Genomic DNA, 20,832 nt, shown 5'->3' with positions numbered 1-20,832 from the left:
CTGGATAGGCTGGCGGAAATCTCGCGCTGGATGAACTTGTTATGAGCAGGCAAAAGCATCCGAAAAGGTGTAGTTTACCTGCATGAGCTGAACATCTGGAGCAAAGAGCTGCTAGCCAAGCGTTACAGGGGACGCGCCGCTGCATCTTTAGCTGAATCTCTATGAGTTCTGTGACAAAGCTTGTGGTATCTTTGCTAAGCTGTGTCGTTATATTTCCAAAGGGTCGCTCCTGGCTAGGTGGGATCCTAACTTCATGGATCTTCAGAGCTATTTTTTTCAACGCGGATCCTCAAATGGATGATCACAGCCCCAAACAGGCCACTTCCTCGCAACCCCAGGTTGGGCTGTCGGGCTCCCCGTGGTCGGAAAAGGTGTCCGCTCAGGTCTCTGATTCAGGCTTGTTTCCAGTCAACCCGATTTCGCAGCCCTTGCCATCCGAAGACGACCTAGGGGATTTACGTTCTGCTCAGGTTGGCCCGGAGGAGGAGCCCACCTGTCCACCGGGAATTTCTCCCGATGCCATTGAGCTGCCAGAGGTCAATCCAGCGATTGTACCCGTCCCTGCGATGCGGGATCCGTTGGCGGATTTGGGGCAAGAACAACGACGGGTGCAGGACTGGTTCGGAGCTTTGGCCTTTGCGCTGCGTTCCTTCAACAACCTGAACCAGATTCTGGAGCTGACTGCCTTTGTGGCCAGCCAACTCACCGACGCCGAGGGGGGGGCACTGGTTTTGTTCAATCCCAATGGCACCATTCAGCTGGAGCAACTGCACTGTTCTGATTTGAATCGCCGCGACCAAATCCGCGCCGAAATGGAGCGGATTACCCAAAATCTTTCCACCCAAGAACGCTCCACGCCAACAGCGGGATCCCTGTCAGTAGAAATTCCCGCCCTCGAACGCCTCTTGGATGAGCGGCTGCGTCAGAAGCTGGGGCCAGATGTACAGTTGTTCGGTACCCCTTTATTGATTCGCACCTCGGTGCGGGGGCGTTTGTACGTGTTTAGCCGCCAGCCGGATTATCGATGGGATGAGCGCCGTCAACAGATGCTGCGGGTGATCGCCGACCAAGCGGCAGTGGCGATTGAAAACGATGAGCTGACAGCAGCCCTGCGTCGCAGAGTGGCTCTAGAAAAAGAAATGGAGATCGGCTCCTACATCCAGACACAGCTATTACCCCGCGAGTACCCTCAGGTGCGGGGCCTGAAATTGGCAGCCCGTTGCCGCGTCGCCAGCAAGGTGGGAGGAGATTACTACGATTTCATAGTCATTCCCATGGAGGGATCCGCGACAGACCCTGAGGCTGGTGCTCAACCGGGATCCCGGTCTCCCGAAGAGATAGAAGATTTTCGCCTGGGCATTGTGATTGGGGATGTCATGGGCAAAGGCGTGCCGGCTGGCATGTTGATGAGCATGACCCGGGCCATGGTGCGGGCCGAAGCCCTGAACCGCCATTCGCCAGCGCGCGTTCTGCAACGCTTGAACCGGGCCATGTATAGCGATCTCGAGAACTCTAACCGCTTCATCAGCCTGTTTTATTCTGAGTACGATCCCCGCTCCCACCGCCTCTGCTACAGCAACGCCGCCCACAACCCCACCCTGTGGTGGCACGCCCGCACCCAAGAAATTCAGGCTCTGGATACAGATGGAGCCCTGATCGGTCTAGAAGGACACAGTCACTACTCGGAAAACTGCGTACAGCTGCAGCCGGGAGATGTGGTGGTGTACTACACCGATGGCTACACGGAGGCGGCCAATACCCATGGTGAGCGCCTAGAAACCGCCGGGCTGATGAAAGCGCTCCAGCAAGCGGCCCGCCGCTATGACTCCCCTCAAGACATCCTAGAAAGCCTATTTGAGCAGATGGATAGCTTCCGGGGACGCCAGGGATCCAGCCTTGCCCTAGTCCCTTCCTATGATCCGGAGCTGCTGTTGCAAGAGGACATCTATGTACGACCGGAATCTGTGGACGATACAACATTGGTGGTGTTGAAGTTGCTAGCGGATTCCGCCGAAAGTTAGCTACGAATTTCGAAACTGAGGGTACGCTCTAGCTAGTACAGCTGTCTAATGTATTCCGCGAGGCACAACGATGAATTCCTCCTCTGCTTTTTCTGAGACCCACTCTTCTTTTCTGCCTGCTCCTGCCACCCTACAAACGGAAATGGTTGTGGGTCAGGTATTCCGCCAAGATGTCCTAGGAGATATCAGTAAAGGCTGGAACCATTTTGTGGAGTCGGGTCAAATCTGGGCAGCCCTGATTGGAATTGTCGCGGGCTACATGCTCAAGGGCATTACCAGTTCCCACTGAGCCTGGCTCAAGAAAGCTGTTATCCACCGTTATCCAGTACTGGAGGGACACCGGGGTATGGTAGCATCATGCCCGGTTCGTGCTGTTTTGGGTTCGCTGAAATTCTCTTGAGATTATCTTAGAGTCCTGCCATAGAGTCTCTTGGCTCTTGTCTTTCATCTCAGTAGGTCTTTTGCCTGGTGACCGATATCTTGCCCAACGTGTCGATTCCCGATTCGACCCCCACTCCCACCCCTCGTCCCTGGAGCCAGCGCTTTGAGGGATCCCTGCACCCTGCCATTGCCCGCTTCAATGCCAGCATTGGTTTCGATATCCGCCTGCTTCCCTATGATTTGGCTGGATCCCTAGCCCATGTGCAGATGTTAGGGGCCTGTGGCATTTTGACCCTGTCGGAGGCTGAGCAAATTCGGCAGGGGTTGGAGCAGATCCGTCAGGAAGCCGAAGCCGGAACCTTTCAGCCGGATCCCGATGCGGAGGACGTACACTACGCCGTAGAGCATCGCCTCGTGGCCCTAGTCGGGGAAGTGGGAAAAAAGCTGCACACAGGACGATCGCGCAATGACCAAGTGGGCACGGATCTGCGCCTTTATCTGCGGGATCAGATCGATTGCATCCGCACATCCATCTGGCAACTGCGGGGTGTGCTGCTACACTTGGCCAGCCAACATATCGAAACGATCCTGCCGGGGTACACCCACCTACAACGGGCACAACCCGTCAGCTTGGCCCATCATCTCCTGGCTTACGAAGAAATGCTCTGGCGAGATTGGCAACGCCTAGGCCAGGTGCGAGAGCAGGTAAATGTTTGTCCCCTCGGATCCGGCGCTTTGGCGGGGACTCCTCTGCCCATCGATCGGCATCTGACGGCTCATCTGCTGGGATTTGAGCGAATTACCACCAACAGCTTGGATGCGGTCAGTGACCGGGACTATGTGGTGGAATTTCATGCGGCGGCCAGCTTGATTTTGGTGCACCTCAGTCGCCTCTCAGAGGAAATGGTGCTGTGGGCCTCACAAGAGTTTCGCTTCGTGACCCTCACGGATGCCTGTGCCACGGGATCCAGCCTCATGCCCCAAAAGAAAAACCCCGATGTGCCGGAATTGGTGCGGGGGAAGGCAGGGCGGGTGTTTGGCCATTTGCAGGCGTTGTTGGTCACCTTGAAAGGTCTGCCGCTGGCCTACAACAAAGACCTGCAAGAGGACAAAGAAGGGCTGTTTGATACGGTCGATACCCTCAGATCCTGCTTGGAGGCGATGACGATTCTGCTGCAAGAAGGGATCCAATTTCAGCCGCAACGGATGGCCGCTGCCGTTGGGGAAGATTTCTCCAATGCAACCGATGTGGCGGATTATTTGGTGCGCCAAGGGATCCCCTTTCGGACTGCCCATGATTTGGTTGGCCAGATTGTGCGCGTTTGTTTGGCGGAAGGGATTGTATTGCGGGACTTAAGCCTGGAGCGGTGGAAGCAGTTTCACCCGGCCTTTGAGGAGGATATTTTCGCGGCTATCGATCCTCAACAGGTGGTGGCGGCCCGTCTTAGTGCCGGAGGAACCGGATTTGCTGTTGTGCGCCAAGCTTTGCAGCAGGCCCAGGTTCGACACAGACCTCCAGAACAGTCTGGCGAGACGGGAGAAAGCTGAACAGCGAGGGGATCTCCTACACTTTTTCCGACGGCATGGAGAATCTGAAGTAGCCCAGAATCCTGCTCAGATCAGGAATTAGCCCATATGGACTGTAGTGGATCAAGGCCATCCTCCCGCTACGCGAGACGCTGGGAAAAGCTGTACTCTTTGGTTCTTCACGATAGAGTGTGCCATCCTGAGGGTCTGGGCTGATCCAACGCAACCCCCAACCTTCCATCGAGTTGGCCTCTTTTTTGAGTGCTCCTCCCATGTTGGACAACTTCACCGCCCATGTTCTGGAAAATGCTGCCAAGCGCCGGTGGCGGGAACGAGCTTACAGCCGTTTTTTACAAGACTGGCGACGTCAGGTGGTGTTGCTGCGCCGTCAACGGACTGGAGAATTTGGCCCGCCTTTGGGGGATCCCTCCTGTCAATTCAGTGCCCAATCAGTTTGGTTGCGCTGTGCCGTGAACCCCCAGGGGCCCTGTCAGGGCTGCATCCATTACCTCCCACGGGATCCGAAAGAACCCGATTAACCCCCTCAAGTTTAGAAAGAGCATGGAATAGGACATCCATCCGGGCTATGGGGAATAGCGGATCCCGGACAAATCTGTGTCAGAATGAAAGAACGGTAATTCCATCGGCAAAGGCGAGATTGATGGCCCTTCACCTCCTGGCAGAACACCTGCGCACCATTCGCCAGCACGGCGAGCAAGCCTTTCCCTACGAGGGCTGCGGGATTTTGATTGGCGAGATCAAAGCGGGCGACAAGCTCATTCATGAACTTTGGTCAGTGACCAACACCTGGGATCAGGCAGAAAATCCCCTGGCTGATGGGGAATCCAGCAACCGCCGTTTTTTGATCGATCCGGCGGATTTCAAGCGAGCCAACGACCATGCGGTGCGCAAAGGTCTGGGGATCCTAGGCACCTACCACTCCCACCCCAACCATCCAGCTATACCCTCCGAATTTGATCGGCAACATGCTTTTCCCTGGGGGTTTTCCTGTGTGATTGTTAGCGTACAGAATGGCAAGGCAGAAGAGGTGGTCAGTTGGATTCTGGATGAACAGGATCAACCGCAACGGGAGCCGATGCAAGTGTTAGAGCAATCCCAGCTCCCCTCGCTCCCGGCCTTGGCTGGGTAGATCCCCTTTTTTCTGATTCAGGTACTACAGACCTTTACGCCAAGGGCACGCTAGCGCGAACGTGAGTCACATTGCACAGGGTAGGTCGCTCTACTATCTTTTAAGGACACAAGTACTGCAGTAAGAAGCCCACGTAAGAGCTGTATTTTCTGAATCTTGGCCTCTGAGATGAGTTGAGATCCTTACCTACATACTTATGGCAACCAAAATTCTGATCCCTTCCCCCTTGCGGCCCTATACCGACAATCAGGAAGCCGTCGAGATCGATGGCAGCAGCGTTGGCGAAGTGATGGGCAATTTGATCGCCCGCTACTCTGACCTGAAACGCCACCTTTACACCGAAGATGGCAAGCTGCGCAATTTCGTCAATGTTTACTTGAATGACGAAGATGTGCGGGATTTGGCCCAAGGGGATAGTACTCCCGTCGGAGAAAAGGCCACCATCAGCATTGTTCCTGCTATCGCCGGAGGGTTTTGAAGATGTTGAACCTAGATACCAGCCAAGTCAGTCTCTCCCGCGATGAGATGGAGCGCTTCTCTCGGCATTTGATTTTGCCAGAGGTGGGTTTGGAAGGGCAGAAGAAGCTCAAGGCGGGCAAAGTTCTCTGCATCGGCACAGGGGGATTGGGATCCCCGTTGTTGCTCTACCTGGCGGCGGCTGGGGTCGGGCAGATTGGCCTAGTGGATTTTGATGTGGTGGATGTGTCCAACCTACAGCGGCAGGTGATCCACGGCACCTCCTGGGTGGGTAAGCCCAAGGTGGAATCTGCCAAGAACCGCATCCTGGAGATCAATCCCTACTGTCAAGTGGATGTACACGAAACCGCCCTCAAATCTCACAATGCCTTGGAGCTATTTGCTGGCTACGACGTGATCGTGGATGGTACCGATAACTTCCCCACCCGCTATTTGGTCAATGATGCCTGTGTGTTAACGGGTAAGCCGAATGTCTACGGCTCGATCTTCCGCTTTGAGGGACAGGCCACAGTCTTTAACTACGAAGATGGCCCCAATTACCGCGATCTCTACCCTGAGCCGCCCCCACCGGGGTTGGTGCCCTCCTGCGCTGAAGGGGGTGTCTTAGGGATCCTCCCCGGCATCATCGGGGTTATTCAGGCTACAGAAACGGTGAAGATCCTACTGGGCACCGGCAATACCTTGAGTGGGCGTTTGCTGCTCTACGATGCTCTAAAAATGAGCTTCCGGGAGCTGAAGTTGCGTAAAAATCCAGCCACTCCCCCGATCACGGAGCTGATCGATTACGAGCAGTTCTGCGGGATCCCGCAGGCCCAAGCGGAAGAGCAAGCTAGCCAATCCGAAATGGTTGAGATCACGGTTGCCGATCTGAAGGCCCGCATCGATGCCCAAAAGGATTTTGTATTGATCGATGTGCGCAACCCCAACGAATGGGAAATCGGTCGTATTCCAGGTGCCCAGTTGATCCCGTTGCCCCAAATTGAAAATGGCGATGGGATAGAACAAGTTCGGCAACTGGTGAATGGCTCGGAATTGATTGTCCACTGTAAAAGTGGGATGCGCTCCGCCAAAGCCTTGGGGATTTTGCAAGCTGCCGGGATCCAGGGAAAAAACCTCAAAGGAGGGATCCTCGCCTGGGCAGAGGCTTATGATCCTTCCATTCCGAAATATTAATGAAAAATTAATGAAAAACTAGATACTAGACTGAGTACCAGGCTCAGCTCCCCAAAATTGGATCCCTGATCGACCCTATTCGTGCTCTGGCCCTAATCCTCTCAACAAGGCTGTATGGCCGAGAGGCAAACTGATCATCGGCCCGTTGACAAGTTCAACTCAGCCTATACTGAGCGAGCAGGCAAATCATCCGGCACAGCCACAACTCGACGGGTGAACAGGGCTTCAATGAGACGATCTAGGGCCACCAAATCATCCGAATCAAAGTCCCTTGACTCCAAAAGCTGGTCTAGCCGCTGCTCCTGACGAGTAGTAAGCATCTCGGTCTGCAAAATTTCTTCAATCAGGGAATAAACACGCACGAAGACCCCCCACCCCAACATTTGGCCGGCCTGAAACCCAGTCCCAGAGACAAGATCCAAGCTTTGATGCCTATCTTTCAAAAGTACTGGAGTAAATGCCCCGATAACCACATAAAAAGTACAGAAAATAAGGCAAGCAAGTTTTTATTACTACAAGAATATCCTGGAGGGACGTGGTCTGCTCCGTTTGGAGGATGCGATTTTAAAATTTTTAATAGTTTTTTAATGATTGCCTTATAGTCTGGATCTCTTGATTCTGGGGTGATCCCCCGCAACCCTCTACCCTCCTTCCTTGGTCGGGATCCCTTGATGCACCTCAGGAGCAGAAGAGTCAGCCTCCGGCTGCCGCAACAGGAGGGCAATCCGGTCTAGCAGGGCGCCCAGCTTGTCTTCTTTGAGCAAACCACTGAGAAGTTCGAGACCACTACTGGAGAGCAGCAGCTTGTTAATTTCTGCCGCGGAGGAGCCATTACCCATGCCGCCACCAAAACTGTAGATGCGGGCATCCCCTAAGACTCCGGGTTTAGGGGCGAGCGCCTCCAGGGTTTGGGGCAATTGCTGGACGAGCTCCGGCCACAGTTCTTTGATCAACTCAGCGGTAAGGGTGGCGGTGCTGACGGTGTTTTGAGCGGCCAGTTTGGCGCGGATCCCTTCTGCTTCGGCCAAGGCCCGATCCCGTTCTGCGGCAGCCAAAGTGCGGATGGATTCTGCTTCAATTTGGGCGGCTTCTTGGGCGATCTGGGCCTGTCGTTTGCGCCGGAAGGCCTCGATTTCCACCACATTGCGCTCGCTGATGGTGCGTTGTTCGGCCTCTTCTTCGGCAGCGATAATGGCCAGCCGTTGACGGCGTTCCGCTTGTTCCAGCTCGCGGGCCGTTTGCACCCCACTTTCAGCTTTCACCCGTTCGGCTTCCGCCAAAAGACTCTCGCGGCGCTTGTTAGCAATGGCAATCTGCGCTTCTTCGCGGGCAATTTGGGCCAGCCGTTCCGACTCGGCAATTTGCACCTGGGATCCCAGTCGGGCGGATTCGATCGCCTGTTGTCGCTGAATCTCAGCAGTTTCTGATTCCTGTTGTTGTAGGATTTGCACAATTTTGAGCTGTTTGTTCCGTTCTTCTAGAGCAATATCGGCATTGATTTGGCTCTGCTGAATGGCCAACTTTTTGCGAATTTCCTCCTCTTCCACCGACTGCATTTGTAGGATTTTATTCCGCTCCACAGTAGCTGCTTCCCGCACCTGTGCTTCTTGGATTTCCCGTTCACGCTGGGCCTTTAGGGCTTCTAATTGTAGCTGCTGCTCCATACGAGCGCTCTCTTTTTCCTGCTGGATCAGGAGGGATTGCTTCTCGGCGTTCAGCTCCTTTTGTTCGATGGTGACCTGGGTGGAGAGTTCTACTTCCCGTTTTTGCTGAATGGATTTTTGAATAGTCTCGGTGCGCAGGCGTACTCCCTGGGCATCGAAGAAATTGTTGGTATCGTAGGTATCGCTTTCTTCTACTTCTGAGATGGCGATGTTGTTGAGGGTTAGCCCAACTTTTTTCAAGTCCGGCTCGATCAGGTTTAAGACCTCCTGCGCAAAGCCTAATTTATCGGAGTCGATCTCGGCTAGGTTTTTGGTTTTGGCAGCGGCTCGGATCGCGTCATCGGCTCGTTTTTCCAGAGCATTTTTGATGTCGTCGGGGGTAATCCGCCCCGCCTGAGACAGTCTGGCCGCTGCCGTCAGCACATCTTCTTCGGTGGCGTTGATGCAGACGAAAAAGGTGACCCGCATATCCGCCCGCAGGTAGTCTTGGGTGCGCACCGCCAGTTTCCCGGTACGTTCCACATCGATGGAAATCTCCCGCAAAGGAACCCGTGTCAGCTCATGAAACCCGGGTAAAACGATGCAGCCACCATTCAAAATCACAGTCTTTTTCTTGGCCACCACCCCGCCTGTGCGCACAAAGGCTTCGTTGTTGGGGGTGATCACGTAGACGCGGGTATAGGCCCAAATGGCCAGGAGCAACAGAAAGACAATCGCTCCAGCCACCCCGGCAAAAAAAGTGGGGCCACTCAGCAGTTGACCGCGGGCTGATAAAGGGATCCCGTTCGTCTGGGTTAAAGTGGTGGGTAGCGGAGGGCGTTGCGGGAGGAGGGTAACCTGTGCTTGCGGGAGATCCCTCTCGCTGGGGATCGGTAAAGATTGCAGCAACGCTAGCCAAAACAACATCAGGGATCCCTCTCTACTGCAGATAAGTCTGATGGGCAGGGGCACTGCAACGGGGCAATTCCATTCCCTCTGGTACGCCCTGAGCATACAACAAGACTTCTACGACTCAAATGAAATCTGGTACCAAGTCAAAACGGAGCCTATTCCGGCAAAGTAGGGGAAGACCCAGGCCGTAACCAGTGGGCCTCATCGGGGCTATCTTTCAAGATCACCACATATCCCTGGGATCCCCGCTCGATCAAGATCACCTCCTGGCCTCTTTTCGGTGCAGCGGTGGCCCATTCAGGCAGCCGAGCGCTGACGGTGACTCGATTGCGGTGGGTATCCAAGACATCCACCTGGCCAATTCGCCCTCCCAAGGGGATCTCCTGGGAGCTAACGGTGCCCACCCGCCCAATCAACCGTTCCTCGCTGGCATCCTCGCCAAACCCGGCGAATGCCAAACCAATCGGACGAGCAATCCAACGCCCCAAGCCGATGGCAACCACCAAGGATCCCATCAAAACCAAAAATTGCCCCCTATTGCCCAGGGATCCCAGCCAACCCAGCAACGTCACCTGAACCAGCCAGCCCAGCAGCCCCCAGAGGGAAAAATCCAGGGCCAACAACAAGATCAGCGGCGCCTCCCCCACCCCCAGCCAGCTCCACAGGGATCCCCCGTCAGCCTCTAGCTCTGAGTCCAATTCGGCCTCTACCTCCAGATCTTCATCTCCCCCACCCGCCAGGATTACCAGTAAAAACAGTCCGACCCCAACCCCCAACAGGATCCAATAGGGCAAGTTAAGCAGGCTAAAGAGCATAACCAGCCTCAAGTAAACTCTGCACAACGGGCGATTTTGACAGCACGCCGGATGCGGCTGCTCTTACCCTACCAGTCTTGGATTGAATCCAGGCCCCATTGAATGCCAATCCTTTCTGCGTTAACGCTACAGCCTTTTCCGACTTCACGCAGGCCCTTGAGCTAGGCAAAAAACCTTATGGAGCAAGGGATTGACCTGAATCTGCTGTATCAGATAACGCTGGAAAAGGCTGTATCTTGCTGGCAGGTGATTCCGTAGGGAGAACAACGGACCGATGATGCGCATTTCCATTCAACCGGAGAGTGGGATCCCTGGCTCTGTACAGTTGTTTAACCTACTTTGTTTTGCCATCGCCTGTGGGCAATTTCCCCCCGGTCGTCGCCTGCCTAGCACCCGCCAATTGGCCATGCAAACGGGCCTGCACCGCAACACCATCAACAAGGTCTATCACCAACTGGAAGAAATGGGCCTGGTGGAAACTCGGGCCGCTTCCGGGATCTATGTCAGTGGAGCAGCCAGTCAAGTAGCCAATACTTCTCAAGTCCTGAGTCAAAATCTGGACAAATCCAAACAAGCCTTGCATCAGGTGCGCCAGGGCATTGACCAACTCCAACAACAGGGGTTTTCTCTAGAACAGGTACGGGATCTGCTGCTGGCGGAGATTGATTGGCGCTTGCGCTGTAGCGCCCAGGTCTTGGTGTGTGTGCCGGGTCGAGATTTGGGCACAGGGGAACTGATGACTCAGCAAATCCAACAGGCCTTGGGCATCCGGGTACAGTTGGTGCCCTTGGAGGATCTGGCCACGGTTTTGGATCAGCTCCGTTCCGGCACCGTCGTGACGCTCCGTTATTTTCTGAGTGCCGTCGAAGCCATTGCCCAGCCCCGCGGCGCCCGTGTTTTGCCCATAGAGGTATCCGACTACGCCAAGGAAATTGATTTGGTTCGCCAACTGCCCCCCCATGCCTGCCTGGGGCTGGTCAGCATCAGCACCGCTCTGCTGGAGGTTGCGGAGGTGATCATCCACAGTTTGCGGGGAGAGGATCTGCTGGTGCTGACAGCAGTGATCTCTGATACAGAGCGGGTGAGCTCTATCATGCGCCGCGCCCATACCCTCATTTGCGACGAAGCCAGCTACCCTACCCTGCGCGCCTTATTGCGCCAAGCCCGAGCCGATCTGATCCGCATGCCCACCCTGGTCTGTGCCGCTCCTCACATTGGGGAAGCTGCCCTGGCAGAACTGCGGCGGGAATTGGGTGGGATCCCCGCCCAGGAAATGGAAGCTTGAGGGCAGAGGATAGAGTCAACGGAAGATTTCGTTAAACCTTGTTGCAGACAAGCCATTTCGCGGATGACCAGCTATGAGAAGTCATGCTTAAGTGTAATTACGGCAAAAGCCCATTCGTTTTGATTCACCCTCTCTCAGCCTCTCCACTTATGGTGATCCTCGACTACGCTTCCACCGACCATAACCATGTGGCAGTTACGACGGATGGTTTCTTGGAGTCCATTCGCTTTCAGAACCATTTTTACGCCTTTAACCGTAGCTTCCGTAAGCTGAAGGAAGCCGTCGACAGCTGCCGCCACGACATGGACTACGGATCCCTGGTCAGTATTGTGGTGGTGCATTCTGATCGCTGTGAGGTCTGGTCACGGGTGGGCTCCGAAATTCCCGTCATGCCGAAACAACTTTTGAACATGACCCTTTCTCAACCCGCCGCTCCGGTCAAACCCAAAGCGAAGAGTCCCTTCCGCAACTGGGGCCAGTCGATTCCTGCCGATGCCTATTTTGTGGATGCCGAACCTTCTCCACGTCGGCCTTTGTTCTACCGTGGCGCCAGACCCTGTAACGCTCTGCAAGCCTGAAGAGATTCAGTAGAGATTCAATCAACAAGGGGGGATTGAGCAAGAGGTTGCATCTGGCTCATCGCCTCCAGGTTTAGTACCTCCGCCACCTGTTCTGGAGTCATCAAATTGCGCTCTAGGACAATTGCCCGGATTGATCGCCCCGTTTCCAGAGAGGTTTTGGCCACCTCTGCAGCTTGCAAATAGCCGATGTAGGGGTTGAGGGCGGTTACCAGGGCGAGAGTCCCTTCCGCGTAGTGGCGACATCGTTCTGGCTGGGGTGTAATCCCTTGAATGCAGCGTTCCGTAAAGACCCGCAAGCTGTTATTCAAGATCCGCAGGCTGTGCAGCAGGTCATAGGCGATCAGAGGCATCATCACATTCAGCTCAAATTGTCCGGCTTGAGCACAAAGGGTGATCGCCCCATCCAACCCAATCACCTGAAAGCAGACCATGTTCAGCATTTCTGCCATCACCGGATTGTATTTGCCCGGCATGATCGAGGATCCTGGTTGCACCGGCGGCAGCTGGATCTCCTTGAGGCCAGTTTTGGGGCCAGAATCCATCAGGCGTAGGTCGTTGGCCAGCTTGATGCAGTCTTGAGCCAGGTTGCGTAGGGATCCCGACAGATGCACAAAGGGAGCCATACTCTGCATGGCCGCCATCAAATGGGGGGCTGGGGTCAGGGGCAGTTGGGTCAACTCCGCCAGCCGTTGCCCCACCTGTTGCCGATAGTGGGGGTGGGTATTGAGCCCAGTACCCGCAGCGCTTCCCCCCAATCCCAAGCTGTACAGGGCCTGACTGGCCTGGTCGATCCACTGGCGATGTTGGGCCAAGATCACCTGGTATGCACCAAAGCTATCTCCCAGCCGCACCGGGACAGCATCCTGCAGATGGGTACGCCCGGCCTTGAGGATTGACTGAAATTCGGTTGCTTTTTGTCCGAGTGCCGCCACCAAATGATCCAGGGTGGGTAACAAATTCTGCCGCACTCGCAACAGAGCCGCCAGCCGCATCGCAGTGGGGATGACATCGTTGGTGGATTGGCCGTAGTTGACGTGGTCGTTGGGGCTCACGCGGTCGTAGTGACCTTTGGGTTCTCCCAGGATCTCCAAGGCCCGGTTGGCCAGCACCTCGTTGACATTCATGTGGTGGGAGGTACCCGCTCCCGCCTGATAGACATCCACCACAAATTGATCCCGCAGGGATCCCTGTAAAATTTCATCTGCTGCTCGCACAATGGCCTCGGCCACATCCGCAGGAATGCACCCCAACTCCCCATTCACCTTGGCAGCTGCTTTTTTGATGAGCAGACAAGCATCCACATATTCAGGTAAGGGCTTGAGACCACTGATAGGGAAATTCTCCAGAGCACGGGCGGTTTGAATGCCGTAATAGACCGACTCCGGCAGTTGCCGCTCCCCCATCGAATCCCGTTCGCTGCGCACCTGAACCAAAGTTTCCTCCTCCGCTAGGCTAGTCGGGATCCCTTGGGATCCAAGTGATCTAATGTAATCTAAATCACTCAAAGGTGTCCCGATGCGATAAAAAAGCTACCAAGATGTCAACTTTTCCCTGATTTTTCCCCGGTTATCGTTCATCATCCATCCATGATCCTGCCATGAGTTGTTGGCTGGGATCCCTGTCCCCCAGACCTCGCGGAAGGATCGACCCTGTCACCGCCGATTCGGTTTTTCGAGGCAAGGGGATGACCCGTGTTGTTGTTCTCGCCATGAGCCCCAGTTTTCCAGATGTGCCTTACTCCCCGCCAGCAGCTCCGAGCTTAGAGGAGTGGCCCGATCCATCCGCCCACCTGTGCCGCAGTTCAAAAGGGATCCCTTCAGTCAAGCTCACCCCGCTGCAATGGAGTGTTTGGGAACAACTCTCTCCAGGCACAACGGTGCAGCAAATCAGCCTCGATCTAGAAGAAGACCTGTTCGCGGTTCGCCAAGCCTGTGCCCACTTGATCCGGTTGGGGTTAGCCTTTCCGGCAAAGGTTCAACCCCCGCAGGGATCGCAGGCAAAACTTGGGGCTGGAGGCCTAGCCCCCCTCAGCTGGTGCAGCTCCCTAGGGCAGGTATGGCATCAGGTTCGAACTCACCTCAGGATTCCTTCTGGAGGCTAGCCAACTGTTGGCTGATGCGCTCATTGTTTTCCGCTAAGACCAAGACCATCGCCGCACAAGCCAGTTGCACCCCAGCCCGGAATTGAGCAGAGGTTTTGTATTGGGTCAAGGCTTCGCTATCCCCCTCACGCCCACTCAGGATCAGTTGTACCGACTTTCGGGTCAATTCCGTCAGTTCCCGTTGAGTTAAACCTAACTGCACTGCTTTTGCCCTCCCTACGAACCACAGTAGAAAATAATGGCGGATCTGCTGAAGCCTGGGTTCTCTCAGCAGGATCGTTACCCTGGTCATCCTACCGTGGTTGATGCCTAAATCTGGCAGAATCCCTAAGTCAGCAGGCCTTAACAACCCCAGAACGAGACGGAAAATGCTAGCTAATATAGGTGGAGCATGCCTTGCCCTTTCGCTGGCACAACCCATCGGCTAGCATCGGCGAAACGAGGCTTGCTACCCCTTCGTTATCTCGTAGATATCTCATAGAGAGGAAAACTTGGCCTTAGAGCGTCCATTTGACCGCTTCCCCCGCAAGCAGCGTGCAGAGCTGCCGAACATTAACGAGCGCATCCGCTTCCCCAAAATCCGTCTCATCGATACCGACGGCGGACAACTGGGGATCATGAGCCCGCGCGAAGCCCTGCGATTGGCAGAAGAAAAAGACCTAGATTTGGTCTTGGTGAGCGACAAAGCCGATCCGCCCGTCTGCCGCATTATGGACTACGGCAAGTTCAAGTTTGAGAAAGAGAAAAAAGAGCGGGAAGCGCGCAAGAAACAACACACTGCCGAAGTAAAGGAAGTGAAGTTTCGTTACAACATTGGCGAGCATGACTACAATGTCCGTCTGCGCAGTGCCCAGCAATTTATGGCGGATGGTGACAAGGTGAAAGCGACCGTTATGTTCCGCGGTCGGGAGGCTCAGCACGCCGAGTTGGGAGAAGAATTGTTGCGCCGTCTGTTCAAAGACCTAGAAGAAGTAGCGGAAATGCAGCAAGCCCCCCGCAAAGAAGGGCGAAACATGATTATGATCCTCTCCCCCAAGAAATTAGCCTAAGGAGGGATCCCGTCTATGAGTCTTTCTGTCGGGGATCCCGCCCCTGACTTTACCTTGCCGGATGCAGAGGGCAACCTCATTTGCTTGAGCGATTTGCGGGGGCAGCGGGTGGTGCTTTACTTTTACCCCCGAGACAATACTCCCGGCTGCACCAAAGAAGCCTGTGGGTTTCGAGATGCTTACGCGGACTATCAGGCGCAGGGGATCCGCGTATTGGGGGTAAGCGCGGACAATGCCCGTTCCCATCAAAAGTTTGCCCAGAAGTTCCAGTTGCCCTTTCCGTTGTTGGTGGATGAGGGGGCACAGGTGGCCACAGCCTACGGGGTATTCGGCCCGAAGAAATTCATGGGCAAAGAGTACAACGGCATTCATCGCACCACGTTTATCATCGACCCGCAAGGCAAGATCGAAGCCATCGTCAGCAAGGTTAAAGTGGAAACCCATGCGGCGGATCTGCTCAAACAGGTGTCAACGGAGTCAACTGGGTAAATGCAGCAACGATTTGGCTCGGTTCACAAGTCCACATAGCCTATGTGATCCTCTACCTACAGAGTTTTCCTGGCCGTTGACGGTAGAGTAAATTTTGGCAGCAGACTTTTCCCCGCCTAAAGGATGGCTGATGTATGCTCGGGCTCCAGGTTCCTCGCCCCTGGCAACAAGAAACCCCGGTTACACCGGAAGCAATCTTTTTGGACCGGCGGCGATTTCTCACCCAACTGGGATCCGCCGGGGCAGGGGCCAGTTTCTCCATTTTTGGGTTTGGCAGCAGAGAAGCAGCTCCTTCTGTGGAACGGGACTTGAGTGGGATCCTTTTGAACCCCACTTTTTCAGATCCAGAGCGACCTCTCACCGAAGAGATTGTTGCAGCCCGCTATAATAACTTTTATGAATTTGGATCCGGCAAACGAATTTGGCGGGGGGCACAGGCTCTGCCGACAGATCCCTGGACGGTCGAAATCACAGGGCTGGTACGGCAACCGCAAAAGCTGGGCCTTGAAGATCTGTTTAGGTTCCCCTTAGAAGAACGCATTTATCGCTTCCGCTGTGTGGAAGCTTGGGCAATGGTAGTGCCCTGGTTGGGTTTTCCGATGCGGTTGTTGATCGAACGGGTGGATCCCTTGTCGGAGGCCAAATTTGTCCGCTTCACCTCCTTTTATGACCGTGACATCATGTATGGCCCCATTTGGCCCCCCAACTTGCCCTGGCCCTATACCGAGGGCTTGCGGATTGAAGAAATGGCGAATGAGTTGGCCTTTTTCGCCCTGGGGATTTATGGCAAACCGCTGCCCAAACAGCATGGGGCTCCGATTCGCATGGTGCTCCCATGGAAATATGGCTTTAAGGGGGGGAAATCCATCGTCAAAATTGAATTTCTAGCGGAGCAACCCCCCACCTTTTGGAACACCTTAGCCCCTGATGAATATGGATTTGAAGCCAACGTGGATCCGACGGTGCCTCATCCCCGTTGGTCACAAGCACAGGAAACCCTGATCGGATTTGGATCCCGCTCCCATTGGCAGACGGTGCCAACCTTGCCCTACAACGGCTATGGAGAGTATGTAGCGCATTTATATGGTTGATTGAGTCCGGGTCTCTATCTTGCTATTTTCGACATCTCATTCGACATCTCAAATTCCTCAGATGAGATCCAATCGCATCTCGCTAGAAGTTACAAACCCCAACTTCTCGTAAACAGGTCTTCCACTGGGAGAGGCGTGTAAAATTGCGCGGGTACAGCCGATAGAGTGTAGGTATTCCAGTACTAACTGGGTCAACTGCCGAGCAATCCCCCGACGGCGAAAGTCCGGCTCGACATAGACGCCCCAAATGTATCCGTACTTGCGACAGTCTTCTCTCAAAACCAGAGGGTATAAGCCTGTAAACAACTGGCAGCCAACGGAGCCCACCACTTGACCCTCTAGTTGGGCAACAAAGGCTTGAAACTGCAAGGTTTGCCGCGCTTGTTCAATAAATTGTTCAATAAAAGAGAGGATCCTTTCTAATCCATCTGCCCGAATTTGGTCTGGGCTGAAGCCGTTATCCCGCCACAACTGCAGAAAATGATTCCCCAAGAGCAAGTCCTCTTGTGGGGTGGCTTGACGGTAGAGCGGAGAGATAATCCGAGGAGAAGCGCCCACGAAAGGATTCGAACCTCCGACACCTGGGACCGGAACCCAGTGCTCTAGTCCACTGAGCTACGTGGGCAACGTAACTGCGGTTCGTATTCTATCAATTTGCCTTCAGCTCTGCCAAGTGGACAAAACTGCAGCGGTGCTGCGGAGTCAGTCCCAAGTCTTGCAGGGCCTGTCGATGCTGGCGGGTGCCATAGCCAACGTTGGTTCCCCAGCCATAGCCGGGGTACTGCCGATCCCAGTTCTGCATCAGGGTATCTCGCCAGACCTTGGCCACAATCGAAGCAGCAGCAATGGATAGGCTGATTTGATCCCCCTTCACCAGCGCCGTTTGCCAGGATCCCAGCTCGGCTAGGGGCAATCCATCCAGCAAAATGTGCTCAACCTGACCCAACTGAGCCAAAGCCCGTTGCATGGCCAGCACCGTTGCCTGCCGAATGTTGATCTGGTCAATCTCAGCTGCGGAGGCACTCCCGATCGCGACGGCTAGGGCTACCTGTCGAATCCGCTCCGCCAATCGAGTTCGTTGCTGTGGGCGCAGTTGTTTGGAATCCCTCACCCCTCCTAGTTCTGCGGGATCCATCCCCACTGGTAGAATCACCGCCGCTGCCACCACCGGCCCCGCCAGGGATCCCCGCCCCACTTCATCGACCCCCGCGACCCAGTGGATCCCTTGTTGCCAAAGGGATCCCTCCCAAACCAAACTGGGCTGCACCTGGTTTCCCATACTCCACAAGCCTGGCAATGAGCAATAGACTAAGTATTGCAAACCAAGTTCAAGTCGAGATTTTGGGGCGTGCAGAGATTAGATATAGATATCACGAAGGGAAAGGGCCTAGGGCTACTCAAAGGAAACGACTGTAGCCCGTTACCCAAGACTGTTAAGCAAACTCTTGTCACGCTAGGCGGCAAGGTTTTATTAAAATAAAAGAAAAATCAAGATTACAGCCTTTTCCAGCGATACAGACTACAGCCAATACAGGCCAACCCTTTGTCCGACAGGAATTTCTTCTTGACCTTGGTTTTTCATATTCCCACTCCCAATTCAAGTTGACAGATTCAAATTGACAGGGCCAACTTAATCAGGAGCCATCAGCAGAGCAAGCGCGCATCTACCCTACCGCGCATCTACTCTACAGGGATTCGGAGAGGAGAAACATACTATCGCCAACAGTTTTGCCTTCTGCCTAACTAACCTAAACCTAATCAACTCCATGTCGAACTTCTAACTGCTGCGGGAGCGCCGTCGTCTTGAAGCTGCTGGAGATTGCTTGGCTGGGTTCACCACCAGTTCTTTCAGCTCTGGGGCTGGTGCCTCAGCAACTGGCTCCGGCGGAATATCCTCTCCCTCAGCCAAGTCTGCCTGAAAAGAGCGGCTCGGATCCCGTGGTTCTGCTTCTGGTTCGATCCCAACACCCACTTCAGATTCCGGAGATTCCGGCGCATCCCCAAGCAAGGATTCACTGCCCTCTAGCTCCGTTGGCGTATCCACCGAGGCTGGAGTCATACCCGGCAGAGCCACCGTAACCACCGTATCTCGACCCAGAGGCGGCAGCGGCTCAAGGAGCAGCAGCGGTGACAAGCCCAATTCTGAGTACACTCGTTGTTGCAGTGGGGTCATCTCAACTGTGATGGTTTGCCGCGCCGGAGCAGGTCGACTTTCTTCCGCTCGGGTCAGCGAGATGTAGTCTTTACGGGGGCTGTAGCCTTCTCCCTCTTCTCCTCGTCCAGAACGACGGGAGTCTCTGCGTTTTTGGCCGACTCGTGAACCAGAGCTGGGTTCACCGATATTAGCCGTGTCTGGCAGGAAATCATCCCCGAAAGGTTCTGCAGCCGGGAGGGCATCTCCTTCTTCGCTATCTCCCCCCCGAGATCCACTGCGCTGCCGGGGATCCCCCCACTCTTGGCGCTTACGTCCCCCTTCTGAGCGAGCCTCGTCCTCCAACTCCGCCGGGCTACCAAAGGGAGAGAACGGATCCAGGCCACCCGTCGGGCCGTAGCGTCGTTGTCCTGGGCCAGAGCGAGATCGCCGTAGAGGGACACGACTCTCTGCGCGGGGCACCCCATCATTTCCCACCCGCAAACGCACCCGCTGGGAATCACCATCTCGCGGCACCAGAATGGCGGAGCTTTCTTCATCCTGCCCGGCACGTCGCGGAGCGTCAGCGCCTTCGTCGGGCAGTGTCACCATCAGGCCATTTTCTACCGTCAGTAGACGGCCTGGCTCAACCCCGGGCAATCGGGCCAGGATCCCCAGTCCCTCACAGGTGGGACAGGAGTGGCCGAAGATCTCGTATAGGCTTTGTCCCTGCCGTTTGCGGGTTAGCTCCACCAGCCCCAATTCCGACAGTTGTGCCACCTGCGGACGAGCCTTGTCGCTAGAAAGCGCTTTGTTGAAATGCTCCAACACCTGTAACTGGTCGCGGCGGGAATCCATATCGATGAAATCCACCACGATCACCCCGGCAATGTTGCGTAATTTCAGTTGGCGGGCAATTTCGGTGGCCGCTTCACAGTTGGTCCACAGCACTGTCTCACGGGAGGTAGCCGATTGGGTAAAGGAGCCGGAGTTGACATCGATCACCGTCAGGGCTTCTGTGGGCTCGATGATGATATAGCCACCCGAGGGCAAATCCACCCGTGGGCGCAAGGCTTGGCGAATGACAGCATTGACCCGGAAATATTCCAAGATATGGGTGGGCTCGCGGTGGGCATCCACAAAGATCCCGGCGGGCATTTGGCCTTTGTTCCAACTTTGCAGATAGCCGCGGACTCGCTTAGCTCCTGCGGGTGAATCGGTGACAATGCGGTTCACATCCTCGGAGTAAACATCCCGCAAAACCCGTTGAATAAAGTCGTCATCCCGGTTAAGTAGCCCCGGCCCACGCGCCGACTGGTACTGTTGCTGAATGTCTTCCCAGAGTCTTTTTAATTGCTCCAGGTCGTCGATCATCGCCTCTTCAGACACCCCTTCTGCCTCGGTGCGCACCAGTAGGCCCATTTGTGCTGGCTTGATCAGGATGGCCAGGGATTTCAGGCGGTTACGTTCTTCTCGATCCTCAATGCGGCGGGACAAATGAACGCCTTTGCCGTAGGGGCGCAACACCAAATACCGTCCTGGAAAGGCCAGATCTCCAGTAAGGCGTGGCCCTTTGTTGCCGGTGGGTTCCTTCATCACCTGAACCAATACTTTTTGCTGGGGCAACACCAGCTCAGTAATGGAAGCATGGCTCCGCTTGATGCGCAGCGGACCTAGGTCGGTGACATGGATAAAACCATTGCGCTCAGAAGGGCCTATGTTGACAAAGGCCGCGTCGATGCTAGGCAGGACGTTCTCGATCACCCCCAGATAAACGTCTCCCACCTGGTGAACACCACTGGCAACGATCAGCTCTTGAACTTGATCTTCGGCGAAGACGGCTGCAACTCGATGTTGCTCAGCAATGACGATCTGCCTAGGCATGAACATGCCTCACTGCGCCAGGAGCAGACAATGCCAGTGTATTGATACGGAAGGACACCAATAAATTCGCTACTGGGATCCACCGGGGATCCACTAACCAAAACCTACTGAACATGGGGTTA

Annotated in this window: 21 protein-coding genes and 1 tRNA gene; 13 read left to right on the top strand and 9 right to left on the bottom strand. The window is 55.0% G+C overall.

Translation table 11 applies throughout. From position 1 onward, the window contains the following. Window positions 1-293: 293 nt before the first annotated feature. The 7 genes from L1047_RS00290 to moeB all read left to right on the top strand — a co-directional run bounded on the left by L1047_RS00290 (window position 294) and on the right by moeB (window position 6,729). Complete coding sequence (locus L1047_RS00290; RefSeq protein WP_235276569.1) at window positions 294-2,021, top strand: PP2C family protein-serine/threonine phosphatase; 1,728 nt, start codon at window positions 294-296, stop codon at window positions 2,019-2,021. 70 nt (window positions 2,022-2,091) lie between these two features. After that, entirely contained in the window at window positions 2,092-2,310 is a 219-nt protein-coding gene (locus tag L1047_RS00285; protein WP_235276568.1) for a hypothetical protein, read from the top strand. 188 nt (window positions 2,311-2,498) lie between these two features. Next, window positions 2,499-3,950 (top strand): argininosuccinate lyase, encoded by a 1,452-nt coding sequence (argH, locus tag L1047_RS00280; RefSeq protein ID WP_443081696.1) that lies wholly within the window; start codon window positions 2,499-2,501, stop codon window positions 3,948-3,950. Window positions 3,951-4,201: 251 nt separating this feature from the next. Further along, the gene (locus L1047_RS00275; RefSeq protein WP_235276567.1) at window positions 4,202-4,468 is read left to right on the top strand and encodes a DUF6464 family protein; all 267 of its coding nucleotides are present in this window, start codon (window positions 4,202-4,204) and stop codon (window positions 4,466-4,468) included. A gap of 122 nt (window positions 4,469-4,590) precedes the next feature. Next, on the top strand, window positions 4,591-5,079 hold the full coding sequence (locus tag L1047_RS00270; protein ID WP_235276566.1) for a M67 family metallopeptidase: 489 nt from the start codon (window positions 4,591-4,593) through the stop codon (window positions 5,077-5,079). A gap of 196 nt (window positions 5,080-5,275) precedes the next feature. Further along, window positions 5,276-5,557 (top strand): MoaD/ThiS family protein, encoded by a 282-nt coding sequence (locus L1047_RS00265; RefSeq protein ID WP_235276565.1) that lies wholly within the window; start codon window positions 5,276-5,278, stop codon window positions 5,555-5,557. Between the two features lie 2 nt (window positions 5,558-5,559). Next, on the top strand, window positions 5,560-6,729 hold the full coding sequence (gene moeB / locus L1047_RS00260; RefSeq protein WP_235276564.1) for a molybdopterin-synthase adenylyltransferase MoeB: 1,170 nt from the start codon (window positions 5,560-5,562) through the stop codon (window positions 6,727-6,729). 164 nt (window positions 6,730-6,893) lie between these two features. Here moeB and L1047_RS00255 read toward each other — a convergent pair whose 3' ends face one another. The 3 genes from L1047_RS00255 to L1047_RS00245 form a co-directional block, all read right to left on the bottom strand. Further along, the gene (locus L1047_RS00255; RefSeq protein ID WP_235276563.1) at window positions 6,894-7,151 is read right to left on the bottom strand and encodes a hypothetical protein; all 258 of its coding nucleotides are present in this window, start codon (window positions 7,149-7,151) and stop codon (window positions 6,894-6,896) included. Between the two features lie 219 nt (window positions 7,152-7,370). Further along, window positions 7,371-9,299, bottom strand: a complete 1,929-nt coding sequence (locus L1047_RS00250; RefSeq protein WP_328286011.1) for a flotillin family protein — start codon at window positions 9,297-9,299, stop codon at window positions 7,371-7,373. A gap of 140 nt (window positions 9,300-9,439) precedes the next feature. Next, a complete protein-coding gene (locus L1047_RS00245) occupies window positions 9,440-10,099 on the bottom strand; it encodes an OB-fold-containig protein (protein ID WP_235276562.1) in 660 nt (219 codons plus the stop codon). Between the two features lie 274 nt (window positions 10,100-10,373). On the opposite strand from L1047_RS00245, the gene L1047_RS00240 reads away from it, so the two are divergent. Both L1047_RS00240 and L1047_RS00235 read left to right on the top strand, forming a co-directional pair. Further along, window positions 10,374-11,384 carry a GntR family transcriptional regulator gene (locus L1047_RS00240; protein WP_235276561.1) on the top strand — a complete coding sequence of 337 codons (1,011 nt, stop codon included), beginning with the start codon at window positions 10,374-10,376 and terminating at the stop codon, window positions 11,382-11,384. Window positions 11,385-11,467: 83 nt separating this feature from the next. Beyond that, entirely contained in the window at window positions 11,468-11,962 is a 495-nt protein-coding gene (locus L1047_RS00235) for a hypothetical protein (RefSeq protein ID WP_235276560.1), read from the top strand. 17 nt (window positions 11,963-11,979) lie between these two features. Here the strand turns inward: L1047_RS00235 and L1047_RS00230 are convergent, their stop codons facing one another. After that, window positions 11,980-13,389, bottom strand: a complete 1,410-nt coding sequence (locus L1047_RS00230) for an aspartate ammonia-lyase (protein WP_328286051.1) — start codon at window positions 13,387-13,389, stop codon at window positions 11,980-11,982. Window positions 13,390-13,649: 260 nt separating this feature from the next. Here L1047_RS00230 and L1047_RS00225 point away from each other — a divergent pair, with 260 nt between their 5' ends. Further along, on the top strand, window positions 13,650-14,066 hold the full coding sequence (locus L1047_RS00225; RefSeq protein ID WP_235276559.1) for a hypothetical protein: 417 nt from the start codon (window positions 13,650-13,652) through the stop codon (window positions 14,064-14,066). On the opposite strand, the gene L1047_RS00220 is transcribed toward L1047_RS00225, so the two are convergent. After that, window positions 14,044-14,268 carry a hypothetical protein gene (locus L1047_RS00220; protein WP_235276558.1) on the bottom strand — a complete coding sequence of 75 codons (225 nt, stop codon included), beginning with the start codon at window positions 14,266-14,268 and terminating at the stop codon, window positions 14,044-14,046. The genes L1047_RS00225 and L1047_RS00220 overlap by 23 nt on opposite strands. A gap of 289 nt (window positions 14,269-14,557) precedes the next feature. Between L1047_RS00220 and infC the strand changes: the two genes are divergently transcribed. From infC to msrP, 3 genes are all read left to right on the top strand, one after another. Beyond that, window positions 14,558-15,115, top strand: a complete 558-nt coding sequence (gene infC / locus L1047_RS00215) for a translation initiation factor IF-3 (protein ID WP_235276557.1) — start codon at window positions 14,558-14,560, stop codon at window positions 15,113-15,115. 15 nt (window positions 15,116-15,130) lie between these two features. After that, entirely contained in the window at window positions 15,131-15,604 is a 474-nt protein-coding gene (gene bcp / locus L1047_RS00210; RefSeq protein WP_235276556.1) for a thioredoxin-dependent thiol peroxidase, read from the top strand. 134 nt (window positions 15,605-15,738) lie between these two features. Next, on the top strand, window positions 15,739-16,695 hold the full coding sequence (gene msrP / locus L1047_RS00205) for a protein-methionine-sulfoxide reductase catalytic subunit MsrP (protein ID WP_235276555.1): 957 nt from the start codon (window positions 15,739-15,741) through the stop codon (window positions 16,693-16,695). 57 nt (window positions 16,696-16,752) lie between these two features. On the opposite strand, the gene L1047_RS00200 is transcribed toward msrP, so the two are convergent. From L1047_RS00200 to L1047_RS00185, 4 genes are all read right to left on the bottom strand, one after another. Beyond that, window positions 16,753-17,253, bottom strand: coding sequence for a GNAT family N-acetyltransferase (locus L1047_RS00200; RefSeq protein WP_235276554.1), 501 nt, complete (start codon window positions 17,251-17,253; stop codon window positions 16,753-16,755). After that, window positions 17,247-17,320 (bottom strand) — tRNA-Arg (locus L1047_RS00195). Before L1047_RS00195 ends, L1047_RS00200 begins: the two co-directional genes overlap by 7 nt. A 24-nt stretch (window positions 17,321-17,344) precedes the next feature. Beyond that, window positions 17,345-17,962: a ribonuclease HII gene (locus L1047_RS00190; RefSeq protein ID WP_443081695.1), complete on the bottom strand. Its 618-nt coding sequence runs from the start codon at window positions 17,960-17,962 to the stop codon at window positions 17,345-17,347. A 510-nt stretch (window positions 17,963-18,472) separates the two neighbouring features. Next, window positions 18,473-20,710 (bottom strand): Rne/Rng family ribonuclease, encoded by a 2,238-nt coding sequence (locus tag L1047_RS00185; RefSeq protein ID WP_235276552.1) that lies wholly within the window; start codon window positions 20,708-20,710, stop codon window positions 18,473-18,475. Between the last annotated feature and the right edge of the window lie 122 nt (window positions 20,711-20,832).

The organism is Synechococcus sp. Nb3U1, from assembly GCF_021533835.1.
Classification (GTDB): domain Bacteria; phylum Cyanobacteriota; class Cyanobacteriia; order Thermostichales; family Thermostichaceae; genus Thermostichus.
Note: the sequence above shows the minus strand (reverse complement) of the source record. Positions and strands in the feature narration are given on the sequence as shown.